General features: G+C 48.1%; 9 protein-coding genes. 2 read left to right on the top strand and 7 right to left on the bottom strand.

All coding sequences use genetic code 11. The features are described from left to right. Nucleotide 1: 1 nt before the first annotated feature. The gene (locus D9Y29_RS17375; protein ID WP_127130535.1) at nt 2–802 is read left to right on the top strand and encodes an SOS response-associated peptidase; all 801 of its coding nucleotides are present in this window, start codon (nt 2–4) and stop codon (nt 800–802) included. On the opposite strand, the gene dinB is transcribed toward D9Y29_RS17375, so the two are convergent. Further along, entirely contained in the window at nt 759–1,982 is a 1,224-nt protein-coding gene (gene dinB, locus D9Y29_RS17370) for a DNA polymerase IV (protein ID WP_127130533.1), read from the bottom strand. The two genes, D9Y29_RS17375 and dinB, sit on opposite strands and share 44 nt — an antisense overlap. Before the next feature lie 9 nt (nt 1,983–1,991). Beyond that, a complete protein-coding gene (locus D9Y29_RS17365) occupies nt 1,992–4,973 on the bottom strand; it encodes a DNA polymerase III subunit alpha (RefSeq protein ID WP_127130531.1) in 2,982 nt (993 codons plus the stop codon). 301 nt (nt 4,974–5,274) lie between these two features. Here D9Y29_RS17365 and D9Y29_RS17360 point away from each other — a divergent pair, with 301 nt between their 5' ends. Continuing rightward, nucleotides 5,275–5,556 carry a hypothetical protein gene (locus D9Y29_RS17360; protein ID WP_127130529.1) on the top strand — a complete coding sequence of 94 codons (282 nt, stop codon included), beginning with the start codon at nt 5,275–5,277 and terminating at the stop codon, nt 5,554–5,556. 229 nt (nt 5,557–5,785) lie between these two features. Here D9Y29_RS17360 and D9Y29_RS17355 read toward each other — a convergent pair whose 3' ends face one another. The 5 genes from D9Y29_RS17355 to D9Y29_RS17335 form a co-directional block, all read right to left on the bottom strand. After that, nucleotides 5,786–7,021, bottom strand: coding sequence for a DUF4857 domain-containing protein (locus tag D9Y29_RS17355; protein WP_127130527.1), 1,236 nt, complete (start codon nt 7,019–7,021; stop codon nt 5,786–5,788). Between the two features lies 1 nt (nt 7,022). Continuing rightward, the gene (locus tag D9Y29_RS17350) at nt 7,023–7,691 is read right to left on the bottom strand and encodes a hypothetical protein (RefSeq protein ID WP_127130525.1); all 669 of its coding nucleotides are present in this window, start codon (nt 7,689–7,691) and stop codon (nt 7,023–7,025) included. A 5-nt stretch (nt 7,692–7,696) separates the two neighbouring features. Then, the gene (locus D9Y29_RS17345) at nt 7,697–8,584 is read right to left on the bottom strand and encodes an ABC transporter ATP-binding protein (RefSeq protein ID WP_127130523.1); all 888 of its coding nucleotides are present in this window, start codon (nt 8,582–8,584) and stop codon (nt 7,697–7,699) included. A 131-nt stretch (nt 8,585–8,715) separates the two neighbouring features. Continuing rightward, nucleotides 8,716–10,119, bottom strand: a complete 1,404-nt coding sequence (locus D9Y29_RS17340) for a RagB/SusD family nutrient uptake outer membrane protein (protein ID WP_127130521.1) — start codon at nt 10,117–10,119, stop codon at nt 8,716–8,718. Nucleotides 10,120–10,148: 29 nt separating this feature from the next. Then, nucleotides 10,149–13,595: a SusC/RagA family TonB-linked outer membrane protein gene (locus D9Y29_RS17335; RefSeq protein ID WP_164735453.1), complete on the bottom strand. Its 3,447-nt coding sequence runs from the start codon at nt 13,593–13,595 to the stop codon at nt 10,149–10,151. Nucleotides 13,596–13,742: the final 147 nt, after the last annotated feature.

The raw sequence follows: 13,742 nt of genomic DNA, 5'->3' as shown, positions 1-13,742 counted from the left end.
TATGTGCTACTATAATGGAGTGAAGGTTACCAGGTCTGAGTTCATCCGGCTAAAACAACTGGAGAAAGCCATTGCCAAACTGGAATTGCTCAACAGACCGATGATCATCGGATTCGATTATTCGCAGGCGCCGGTGCTGAAACGGGTGGAAGGAAAAGAGGATTTCGAGATCACGCAAATGGAGTGGGGATTCATCCCGCCTTACCTGAGAAACCGTGAGGCTGTGGTCAATTTCCGGAATGGCCACAAAGATGCCAATGGAAAATTCCACCCTCCCATCACCACACTCAATGCAGTGGGAGAGGAGATGCTGCAACCTGGAAAAATGTACAGGGATGCCGCGCTTCATCGCCGCTGCCTGGTGCTGAGCTCGGGATTCTTTGAATGGAGACATGTACATCCCATCGGCAGGCAGGGCAAACCACTCAAGACCGCTGTCAAATATCCCTATCATATCGTGTTGCCAGGCCAGGAAGTTTTTTTCATGGCGGGCATTTGGCAAAGCTGGACAGATAAAGACACGGGCGAAACGGTGGAGACTTTCGCCATTGTTACTACCGCTGCCAATAAACTGATGCAACAGGTCCATAATTCAAAAATGCGGATGCCGCTGATCCTGTCGGAAGACCAGGCATGGGACTGGTTGTTCGGTGATCTGAGTGAGGAGGATATCAAAAAGATTGTAGCGTCGCCTGTTGCGGCAGAACAAATGTCGGCTTATACCATCGCCAAAGATTTCAGGGCTATGAATGATCCAACTACCCCTTTCGAATACCCCGAATTGACGCCCGTTGAAATGTAGGATAGTGGCGGGTTTCGGAGGGCATCGATTCCAGTCCTTTTGCACGCATCAGCAATCCTTCACCAAAACGGTGCTTGATATGATCGATGCTCTGGTAGAGTTTGATCATCTCCTGAGTGTCTTCGAAAAGATTGATCTGGTAATTGCCCGGTACCAGGTGCGTGAAGCGTATGCCGAGCAGTCGCACCAGCATTCTTCTTTCATATAATGTTTCGAACAGGTCCTTTGCCGCTTTGAGCAGGGTATGGTCCGCTGCGGAGTAGGGGATGGTGAGCTGTTTGGTGACGGTATCGAAATTGGAGTAACGCAGTTTTACCGTTACACAGCCGGTGAGCTTGTTCTGCTCGCGCAACTGGAAAGCGATCTTTTCGGTCATACGTACCAGTTGGGACCGAAGGAATTCCACATCGATAGTGTCCTGCTGGAAAGTGCTTTCGGTGGAGATGGATTTCTGCTCGTGGTAGGGGATAACGGGCGTATCGTCAATGCCATTGGCGCGTCGCCAGAGATCGATGCCGTTCTTGCCGAGCAGGTTCTGCATCATTTCTAAGGGGATCTCGCTGAGCACTTTTACTGTTTCCACACCCATGCGCAGGAGAAGGAAAGCTGTTTCTTTTCCAACGCCGGGGATCTTGGCTACGCTGAGCGGCGCCAGGTAGGTCTTCTCGGAACCGAAGGGGATCTCGATCTGTCCGTTGGGTTTTACTTCATTGGTGGCCACTTTGCTGATGAGCTTGTTGCTGGCCAGCGCATAGGAAACGGGCAGTCCGCTTTCTTTCATCACTTTCTGACGGAGCTCTGTAGTGAACTGGTAGCAGCCAAAATATTTGTCCATTCCCGTTAGGTCCACATAGAATTCGTCCACTGAAGATTTCTCGAATAATGGAACGGTATCGCGGATGATATCTGTTACAAGTCGTGAGTAGTTGCTATAGGATTCCATATCTCCCTGAAGGATGATCGCATGCGGACAGAGCCTTTTGGCTAATTTCACCGGCATGGCTGAGTGGATGCCGAAAGAACGGGCTTCATAGCTGCAAGCTGCCACAACACCTCTGTCGCTGCTGCCGCCTACGATCAATGGTTTTCCTTTCAGAGAGCTGTTTTTCAAACATTCTACAGATACAAAAAATGCGTCGAGGTCGAGGTGAGCGATATGTCGCTCATGGTTGATGAACATAACATGGGCTTAAAGGTTTGCGTATTGTCTTTCTTTGTAACCGATCTTCTGCATGTAATCAACTTCCACGCTGAATACACCGAAGTCTTCCACTACTTTCCCACGGATACGATAGAAACCTTTTCCTTTCATAGGGTATATGCGGAGCGCAACCGGAAAATGAACAGTGTCTACCCAGTTGAGGTCCCTGTCTATGAAGGTGCCGAAGCTCATCACTTCCTGGGTTTTTGTAGGCACTGCTTTATAATCTATGAAATAGAGCTGCATGGTCACCGTCTTGCCCAGGTAATTCGGAAGATCGCCGGCCAGCAGGGTGGACTCATCCTGCTCAACCAGCTCGAAAGGATTACGCAAAGGGAAGCCGAGCAGCTCTATTTCATCGTGAAGGTCGTCCAGAGGATTATCCGACAGCTCCGGTAACCGGAACTGAAGCGGCGCTTCCTGGAACAAACGGTGACCAATATGCGATTCAGTATTCTTCTTTTGCAGGAAATTGGATTCCCACAACAGTCTCTTTTTATTCTTTCCGGTGAAGCGCAGTGCGCCGATCCTTACCAGGATATTCAGTTGCTCCGCTCCGGGCCTGGTCCGCTCTATGAAATCCTGCAGGTGCTCAAAAGGACCGTGCAGGCTGCGTTCCAGGATGATGGTCTCGATGAGTTTTTTCTCCAGTCCTTTCAGGTTCACAAAACCCATGTGTACATCGGTACCCCTGATATTGGTGAGGTAATCACTGTTGTTCACACAGGGAAGATGGATGGTAGCGCCCGTTTTCCGCAATTCCAGGAAGTACAGTTCCTGCGAATAAAATCCCCCGAAGTTATTCAGCACACCCACCATGAACTCCATAGGATAATACGTCTTCAGATATAGATCCTGGAAGCTCTCGACAGCAAAACTGGCGGAGTGGGCTTTACAGAAACTGTACCCGGCAAAGGATTCCATCTGACGCCAAACCTCTGCACTCAGCTCGTCCGGATACCCTTTGTCCCTGCAATTGCGTGTGAATTGTTCCTTCATCAGTGCAAAGCGATTATGGCTGCGGTACTTGCCACTCATGGCCCTCCGCAATACATCGGCTTCGCCCATGGACATTCCACCAAAAAAGTGCGCCACCTTGATCACATCTTCCTGAAATACCATCACACCAAATGTGTCTTTCAATAATTCTCCGATCAGTGGATGGAGATGTTGTACGGTTTCAGGGTTATGATAACGTTTGATATATTCCCGCATCATGCCGCTGCTGGCCACGCCTGGCCTGATGATACTGCTGGCGGATACCAGCGTGAGATAATCGCGGCATTTGAGTTTGCTGAGCAACTGCCGCATGGCAGGGCTTTCCACATAAAAGCATCCGATGGTGTTCACATTTTGCAACTGTTCCTGTACGTTAGGATCGTTCTTGAACTTTTCCACCTCATCTATCTGGATGCTGATATTCCTGTTTTCCTTTACCAGCCTCACGGTTTCCTTGATATGTCCGAGACCCCGCTGGCTCAGCACATCGAACTTGTAGAGGCCGATATCTTCCGCCACATGCATGTCTATCTGCGTGGTGGAAAATCCTTTCGGCGGCATCCAGGTGGCGGTGTAGGAATGAATGGGCGCTTCGCTGATCAGCATGCCGCCTGCATGGATACTGAGATGGTTCGGGAAATTGTTCAGCAGCTTTCCGTATTGCATGATCAGTGAGTGGTACTGATCACTCTGCGGTTTATTGAACCGTTCCTTCCTGCTGTCGCCATAATAATAACCACGCGCTCCCATGTCATCGATCTCTTTGGAAGGAAGACCGAACACTTTACCAAGCTCACGCACTACGGCATTGTACTGGAAAGTGACATAGCTGCCCACCAGCGCCACATGTTGCTCTCCATATCGTTTGAAGATGTAATCGATGATCTCGTCGCGGTCCAGCCAGCTGAAATCGATATCGAAATCAGGAGGTGATGTGCGCTCGGCGTTGAGGAAACGTTCGAAGAATAAATTCAGTTCCAGCGGGTCCACATCTGTGATCTTCAAACAGTAGGCTACAATGGAATTGGCGCCGCTGCCGCGTCCTACATGGAAGAAGCCACGGTTGGAAGCGTACCGCAGGAAATCCCAGGTGATGAGAAAATATGCGGTGAAACCGAGATCTTCTATCACCTGTAATTCCTTGTTGAGCCGGTCGATGGCTTTTGTATTGTTGCCGTACCGTATGCGGTAACCATCGTAAGCCAGCTTTCGCAGCAGTTGCACATCATCTTTTTTGCTGGCGGTGAAAAATTTCTTGTTCTTGTCTGTTCCGGATTCCATCTCTATGCTGCACATATCGATGAGCCGGAATGTATTGGTGACAATGAACGGGTATTGCATGAAAGCTTCGAACAGTTTTGCTGGCGCCACAAACTGTTCCGTGGTTGCACAGATAGCATCTGATTCCAGTTTTGAGAGCACAATATTTTTGTCAACAGCCCTCAGCAGGCGATGTACATTATGGTACTTCTTATTCTGTACGGTTACAGGTTGACGAATGATGAATTTTTCTTTGTACTGATTTCCCATTCCAAAGAGTTTATTCACCTCTTCGGGAAGCACACCGATCATTTCATTGGGCAGCAGTTCTTCTGCCGGTTTGTTACCCAATGGATAGATTACATAACCATCCCATAAATCCTGGAAAAATGGTTCCTGTCCGGCCTTCACAGGAAAAGGCTTGCTGGCTGAGAGATGACCAGACAGGAACGCATTGATCCAGGAGAAGCCGCGATTGTTGGCTGCCAGTAAGATATACAGCAGCTGATCACCATTGCGGACTTCCGCACCCAGGATAGGTTTGATACCTGATTCTTTGCAGCGGGAAACGAATTCCCAGGCATCACAGGTGGTATTTATATTAGTGAGTGCCAATGTTGTAGCCCCGGTTTCCATGCCTGCCTGTACCAGTTCTGCCGTGCTGTAAGTACCATAATGAAAGCTGAAATATGTTTTACAATTCAAATACATCCGTGGCGATTTTCTTTTTCAAACCTACAACATCTGCTAATAATTTTAGCATGATGAATACTAAAGAAATTAGTATTTTTGTTGCGAAAGAGCGCAGGTGATTTTTAAGAAAAGTGGAAATTAGGCTTTGAAATGCAGATGGGTAGTGAGGTTTGAGAATATCAAATTTTACTGGAAAAGAAAGATAAGTATAATCTGCATGCAATAAAAGTGGAATAGAGGGTAGAAAAAAAGTATAATAACTACTAAAAAAAGCTGACCATCATAACGCGCAATAGTAACATTCAAATGAAATTTGACTATGGTTGACGATCCAAGATATATTGCCGCAAAAAGAATGGTTGAACAGGGTGATATCAGCACTTTCAATCAATTGTTCACGATCATTCCCAAGAGCATTGTTGCAGCCGATATGGGAACACAGAACGTGAGGTTCACTACACTGATGAACCATATTGAAAAATTCACCCTGCAGGAATTGTTTATGCTGAGCAAGTTGTTTTCATTGGATGAGAAGGTTATCCTTGATCTGGCATTCAGCCAGTACATGGAACAAAAGAAAAGCAAAACCGGTAAAACATAATCCGCTCTTCTTGAGATAAACGCATGTTGCATTAGCCTTATCCATTCAACACTGAATCATTTTCAAAGAGCCATCATCTCAGCGATGGCTCTTTTTTTATTGGGGTGTGGCAGTCGCTCGCCTCCGGCGAGTGACCTGTATTTGTTCGCCTCCGGCGAACACTGTGTCGCCGGAGGCGACGGAATAAAAGTCACTCGCCGGAGGCGAGCGACTGCCACACCCTGAGTAATTAATACTGTTTGTTGGGAATGATATGCACAGCCAGGAAACCAAAGATGCCGGTCAGTGCAACAATCACCAGGTCCGGGATACTTCTTTCCAGGGTTTTCCCTTCCCTGCGCATGAGTATGACTGTTATAATAACCAGTGCAAGGTTCAGCGCCAGCCAGCTCCAGTTATTGCTATCTGTCAGGTGGAAGCTGATAAACTCATTGTCAGGTGAACTGAGTTGCAGCTGGAATGGAAAGAGGGCGCTGGCCACTTTGCCAATGGCCATTTCCGATTTCTGGGGAAGGGGATAGAAATATTTATCTATCACTTTGTAATCCCTGTCCATGGTAGTGAGCTGCACGCCTTTTTCTGACCTGGCTATCACTGTTTTGTTGAACAGGTTACCGCTGATGATGGCGCTGGTTTTGTTGGCATCGTATCCTTCCACGGGTAATTCTGTGGTGCTGTAATCTTTTTTGTTCAGTACATAAATTTTGGAATCGGGCGTGATGATGATGGCGTAGAATTCATCGGCATCAAAATCGTTGCAGACGATATACCTGAATTGCATACCGGCAGGCGTTTGAATCTTTTTGAGCCAGGGCTCGCCTTTGATCATCTTCAGGTGGAATAATTGGTCCTTGTTATCTACGATGAACCAGCCTTCGTCCCTTTTCTTCATCAGGGTAGGCAGGCCGGCAGCCAGCTTTGCAGGATAGCTGAATCCTTCTTTCTGCAACACTTCATTGAACTTCCGGCTTTTGGCTTCATTCAGCTTATTGGTCTTTGCATCGATGAATTCGATCCTTTTGCCGATACGGAAATAATCCCTGGAGAAGCTCAGACCGAATTCAGGCTGCGATTCAAAGAGCGGATAGATGCCATACACAGGCGTGTTGAGTTGTGATAATTCCAGCCAGCTGAAAAAACTCTCGCGCTGTAATTGCCGCGGATCGAGACGCATACCGGCGAAACTGTCGAGGTATGTACCTTTCGAAAGATGGTATGCATAGTTCTCGATGGGTGTATTCTCCATGAATTGTTGCTGGGTATAGGTTTTACCGTGCCGGTCTGTGAAAACGGGTTTCCCGTCCTGCCAGAGTGCGGCAAAATATTCTTTGTGTGTGGTGCTGTAGGTGATATAGGGCGCATTGATGCGGGTATCGAACAGCACATTGTAAATGGAAGGCAGTACATACGCGAATGTGATCACCGCGAGCACCACCAGCAGGTAACGACTAATTTTGGGTATCATATTACATTTCTCCTTTTCTGAATCGGTAAATAGAAAACAGTGATGAAATACTGAGCATCAGGGTGCAGATGAGCAGTGGCAGAATGGCGGGTTGATAAGAACCCGATACATTGCTTTTGTAAAACAAAGTGAGGAAGGCGCCGCCTGTGATCATGTACAGGATGCGGTATTTCCAGATCGGTTCCAGGATCACGAAGCTGGCGAGAAAATAGGCTGACAGCCCGGAGAAGAACCAGGGCAATATGCTCACGGCAGTCTTGTTCACGATCTCAACGGGAAAATATACCAGGCTCCAGCCATACATAACGGCAAAGAACAGACTAAAGATCAGCAGCAGGATGCCGGCGCCGATCCCTACCATCTTCAATACGATCTCTTCTTCGTTAATAGGGAGATGCAGGCTGAGCTTGATCCTTTTATCCACCGTTTCCGGAATGAACTGGGCCAGGCCGATCAGCAGGCCGGTGATCAGTGGAAGGAATTTGAAAATGGAAAAATAGACATACTTCTGGTACACGATCTCTGACCAGTAGATCTCTGCATCCTTCATCAGCAGATCATGGCGTACGGTGAGATGAATGCCTGCAATGATGAGCAGGCCAACAAAAGTGAGGAGGAGCGAGATCTTCCCGATCTTGATCCATTCTTTATAAAAAATAGAGGGTAACATGATTATTAATATTTTCCGGTTAATCCAATAAATGCGTCTTCCAGGCTCATGTCAACAGCACGGAGATTGGTAAAGGGAATGCCACGGGCATCCAGATAGGCGCTCACTTCATCCTGCTGTGCATAGGTATAGAGCTCTATAGTATTTTTTACTCTTTCGTGATTTACGACCGGTCCATTTTTTTCGAAAACGATCTCTGTGGCGGTAGTGTCGAAATTGAACTGGCGGAAAGTGCCCATGAACTGGCTGAGCGGCATGTAGGCAAGCACCCGGTTATAGTCCATGATCATCACATCATCTATCAGTCTTTCCATATCCTGGATGATATGGGAAGTGGTGAAGATGGTCTTGTTCTCTGCTTTCGCATACTCACGGAGGTAGTCCACGAAGAGACGGCGGTAGCCGGGATCGAGGCCGAGCGTGAAATCGTCCAGCACCAGCAAGTCGGGGTCCTGCGCCAAAATGAGGCCCAGCGCCACCTGTGAGCGTTGCCCGCAGCTCATGGTGCTGATCTTTTGTTTGGGCGTCACTTTCAGTTTGGCCATCAGTTCAAAATAGGCTTCACGTTTCCAGTTGGGATAGAAACCGGAATAGAATTTTTCGATCTGGTGGATATTCATGAAAGCATACTGGATATGTCCTTCAATGAGGAAGCCGATCTTCGCTTTCACGGCGGGAGAGAGGTTGCGCGAGTTCTCACCGAGGATGATACATTCCCCGCTCCTGGGTGTGAGGAAGCCATTGATGATATTGATGGTGGTGGTTTTGCCGGCACCATTCTTTCCTAATAATCCGAGGATGCTGCCCCTCCGGATATTGAAGCTGAGGTTTTCGTACACCAGCTTTTTCCCATAGTAATGGGTAAGGTTTCTACATTCTACGATATTCTCCATAACGATACTTGATAAGGGCTGTGCCCATTTTTTAATGAACCGACCAGGCATGGTGCGGACAGCCGCAGGGTGGCCGGTGCTTCAAACGGGATAGCACCGGTCCCTGCGTTCCGCACTTTTGGGGTCAGTGGTTATTGTCTGTTGTCTCTCGGATTTTGTTCCATGAGTGTGTTGAGGATCATCACTTTTTTGGGGATCGGGAAAATATAATTCTTGTCGTCCGGTTCAAGTGTAACGGTTTCTCCGCCCCAATCCCTGGAGATGTCTTTTCTGAACCTGGGATCGAGATTGAGACGTTTGAGATCGAACCATCTCCACCCTTCTGCAAACAGTTCCATCCTGCGTTCTTTGAGCACCAGTTCCAGTGCCTGCAGATCGGTCTGGTTCCGGTTGATAGCCACAAAGTCGGCAGGCAGGAACCTTTTTGCACGGAGGGTATTGAGGTCGTCGATGGCGAGACCGGGTTCATTCAGCCTGGCATTGCATTCTGCCCGGATGAGATATAACTCTGGCGTATATACGCCGGTTTTAAAATATTTCTCTTTGGGCCAGATATTGGGCCCATGCTGGTTGTTGCCGAACATGCCTTCTTCAATCACGGTGAGGTAGAGCCTGCGGTCTTTTTCATCGTAGAGTGCGCGGTGTTCATCAGACATGTATACGCCAATCATGTATACGAAAGTGTTATGCGCTTGTTTGTGCCAGAGCCCTTCCCGGTTATCGATGGCGCGGTTGGGAGCGCCGGCCACACCGAGGTATTTCGGCAGGCCTGGAATGAAGTCCATGTCTTTGAGGTCGTACAGGAAGCTGTATACATCCAGGGCGGCCTGTGCTTTTTGTTTTGCCAGTTCATATTTTCCCTGGTAGAGGTATACTTTGGCGAGCAATCCGTTTACGCCGGCCTGGCTGGGATGGTAATTGAATTCGGGTGTTGGCGGCAGCAGTGGGATTGCGTCTGTGAGATCCTTCTCTATCTGATCGTATACTGCTTTTACGGTTGCACGTGGTTTGGCGTCATTGATATCTGCTTCGAGGTATAGGGGAACGCCCATATCTTTTTCATAGGTAGCGGGGTTGTAATGCGGTGCATAGAGGTTCACCAGCATGAAATAGGAATAGGCTCTTTGTGCCAGTGCTTCTCCTTTTGCTTTCTTGCGAAGTGTTTCATTGGAACCTGCGGCGTTATCGATCTTATCCAGCACCACATTGGATTTGTAAATGGTTTTGTAGAGGCTATTCCAGTCCTGGTCATTGTCTTCATCATTCACAAAAATGAAGTCCTTCCAGAGATAGGCGTTGGTGAACATATCGGCGCCAAAGAAGATGCGGTTCACTTCGTCTTTGTACACTTTGATGTCGTCACTGGCCATGAAGGCATTGGTGGTGCTGACAATTAAGTTGCTGTAATCGCACAAGATATCGTAATAGTCGTCGATGGTAGTGGGGATTACTTTTCCCTTTTCGTTGATGTCGATGTATTTGTCGCAGCCTGCGAACAAAATGCCTGCCATCAATATGCTGAGTATTTTTTTCATTTTGGAACAGTTTAGGCTTCACCAAAAAATTAGAAATCCAGTTTGAGTTGGATGGTCCAGGTTTTCACTTCCGGCAGGCTGAGGTCGCCTGAGTTCCTGCTGATGGCTTCGGGATCGATGCCGAGACCGTTTTTCTTCCAGAGGAAAACATTGGTGCCCTGGGCCGCCAGTTGAATATTGCGGAAGATATTGCCTGTCCAGCGTTGTGGCAGGTTGTAACTCAGGCTCAGTACACTGAGACGAATAAAATCGGCGCTTACCACCCTGCTGGAATTCTGTGCATAGAACAGTCTGCGTTGATAAGGTTCGTTGGCTGTAGAATAGAGGCCTGGAAGGCTGGTGCTGTTCTCATCCCCTGCTTTGCGCCATCTTGTTGCGATATCTTCCATTACCGGAATGGCTGAGCGTACATAGGTAACAGGGGCCCGCATCACAGCCCCGAACTGGTAGGTGAAAACGGGGGTGAGTGTGAGATTTTTCCAACTGATCACGTTCATGAAAGAACCGAATACATCAGGCAGTGTGCTTCCGGAATAAACGAGCCATTCCAGTTTGGGAGTTTCGGAAGTGCTCCAGGGAACTTTCTCACCTTTATCATTATACGCCATTGGTTCACCATTTTCATTCAGCCCTGCCCAGTTATAGCTGTAGAAATAATCGATGGGTTTTCCTTCTATCTCCCTGCTTTTTCCTCCGGTGAGGTAATTGGTCATGGAAGGTGTGGGAACATATACTTTAGTAACCTTGTTCTTATTAACGGAAAGGTTGAGTGTGGATGTCCACCGGATATCTCCTTTAGGCAGGATTTCGCCACTGATGCGGATATCAATTCCTTTGTTACTGACTTCGGCTGTATTCTTGTACACTCTTTCAAAGCCGACAGAGGGGTCTGCCTGTACAAATCCGAGCAGGTCGTAGCTCTTTTTGATGTAGTAGTCGGCACTCAGTTCGAGGCGGTTATTGAAGAGGCTGGCATCCACACCGAAGTTGGTGCTTCTGGTACTTTCCCAGCGAAGCCTGGCATTTTCAGGGAATTCGATTTCCAGGTAGTCTTCACCGGTAGAATAGTTATTGGTGCGGGGAATGCCTACCAGTACTTTACTGGTGGATTTATCGATATTGCCATTGAGGCCGGTAGTGGCGCGGAGTTTCAGGTTGTTTACAAAAGTTGCATGGAAGAATTTTTCTTTGCTCAGGTTCCAGGCCAGGCCAAAGCTGTAGAGTGGTGTTGCTTTATCATTGGTAGCTGCACCAAAGAGGTTGGACTTATCGATGCGTCCGCTGGCAGAAAAAATAATGCGGTCGTCGTAGGTATAAGCACCGTTGGCATACATGGAGAACTGGCGGTTCTCTTTTTCCATCACTGGCTGGAACAGTGGTGCGTAAGTAGTATTCTGGCCATTCCACCCGGTAACGCCTCCCGCCAGTTTGTTGGCGTCGATCTGGCTGTAGGTGAGTCTTTGTTTGTCGTAATTATGGAACCGGTCTTTCCGTTCCAGTGATTTTACCCTGGTGATTTCAGTACCTGCAATGGCATTTACGCGGTGTTGCGATCCGTTCCATTCTTTGTCAAATTTGAGTTGGTTCCTCCAGTTGACTGCCTGTAAGCTGGAGCTGTTCTGGTAAAAGATGGGGCCACGTGGTAGCTGGTGAACCGGTTTGTTATCTGGTCCAATGATGGTGAACTGGTTGACCAGGTTCCGGGTATTGTATACTTCCAGGTTCTGGTAATCATCATTCCTGTTTTCGGTTCGTTCATACTGGAATTTTGTTTCCAGGGAGAGGGACCGGGTGGCATTCCATGCCAGGCTGAAGTTGATGCGCGGTGCAAAATAGCTCCAGGTTTTGTCTGAATTGTCGAAATCTCTTTTGAGGTTTTTGTTCCAGTCGAGATACCCTTTGTCTATTAATTCCTGGTTGCGTTGGATAGACCTGTAAGGTTCATAAGCAGGAACATAGTTTCCGTTTTCATCCAGGAACATTTCATAGCGGCGCTGCCGTACAAATTCGTAAGTGCTCAGGCCATTGTTCATACCTTTCTGGTAGGCGATGTTGAGGTCTGCATCGAACCGGAGTTGTGGGATGATCTGGTAACTATTTTTCACGAGCAGGTTCATGCGCTTGTATTCCGACTGGCGTGAGGTGAACTTGTTATCCTGGTAATTCATGGAAATATAATACCTGTTCTGGCTGGTGGCGCCGGATACCGAGAGGTGCTGATTGGTGAGCAGACCGGTTCGGAAGAAGAGGTTTTTCTGGGACCATGCGTCGTTGTTCCGCAGGGCATTGTATTGTCTGTTGGCTTCTTCTTCGGTGATCAGGTTATTCTTTTGGTTGCGGTAGATCTCGTACACGCGTGAATAGCCTGAATTGTTTTCCGGGTTGTTGAGGTTGTACCAGCCTTTATCGAGTGCTTCAATTTCCACATCCACGAGCTGTGAGGCGTTGGCAATGCGAAGGGCGCCGATATCGGGCATTTCCTGGAACTGGATGGAGGAGCTGAAAGAGAATGCGGGAGGGCTTGCACCTTTTTTTGCCTGTTTGGTGGTGATCACGATCACGCCATTGGAAGCACGTGCTCCCCAGATGGATGCGGCGGAAGCGTCGCGGAGGATGGTGATACTTTCAACATCATTTGGATTGATACTGCTGTACCCGAGCTCAGAGGCAAAGCCATCGATCACAAGGAGTGGTGATTGCGATGCGTTGAGTGAGCTTTTGCCGCGGATGATGGGATTACCGTTCACTAGCTGCACGCCGGGCAGCATCAGGAATTTCTGGGTAATATCGATGGCGCCGATCTGCCTGTCGAGGTCCACACTGCCGATATATCCGAAAGATCCGGTGGCGCGGTCGCGGTTGAAGCTCTGGTAGCCGGTATTCACCACCGTTACCACGGACGTGTCCATGATATTGGTCTTGATCTTCATCACGATGGTAATGGCAGTTTCATTTTTGTCCAATTTGTATTCCACCGTTTCGTATCCGATGGCGCTGATCACCAGGGTATTTCCGGGATTGGCATCGATGGAAAAGGCTCCTTCGATACTGGTGACGGTTCCGGTTTGTGTGCCTTTCACCTGGATATTTACGCCGGGCAGTTTTTGTCCGTTATGGTCTTTCACTATTCCATTGTAGATGATATAAGTTGGGTACAATGGAGGAAATGCAATTGATATCGGTTGTCTTGCCTGCACGATGATATTCTTGTCGTCGATGATATAAGTGAATGAACTGTTCTCGAAACACTGGTCCAGTGCATCTTTCAGCGGTGAATTCTCGAGCCGGATTGTAACGGATGGCATCTTTTCCAGGTCTTTTTTGAACACGATGAAAGTGAATCCGGTTTGTTGTTCGATACTGCGGAACACTTTTTCGGCAGGAGCTTTTTTCATGGAGAGCGTTACCGTCTGGGATATTCCGCTGGCTGAAACCTGCAGGAATCCTGCGAGCATAAAAAACATAAGCAGCCTCATAATACGCAGTGTTTGTTGTAACCGGGGAAACGGGCTGAAATCGGCGGGTCTGCCGGGCGTCTGCTGCGCCCCGGGTAATTGAATGGAATGCCGGCACAGGCCTGCATTCTTACAAGTTAAATGCATAACTTCGTTTAGTTTTGGGTT

This window comes from Pseudoflavitalea rhizosphaerae (assembly GCF_003991355.1).
In the GTDB taxonomy this organism is placed as follows: domain Bacteria; phylum Bacteroidota; class Bacteroidia; order Chitinophagales; family Chitinophagaceae; genus Pseudobacter; species Pseudobacter rhizosphaerae.
Note: the sequence above shows the minus strand (reverse complement) of the source record. Positions and strands in the feature narration are given on the sequence as shown.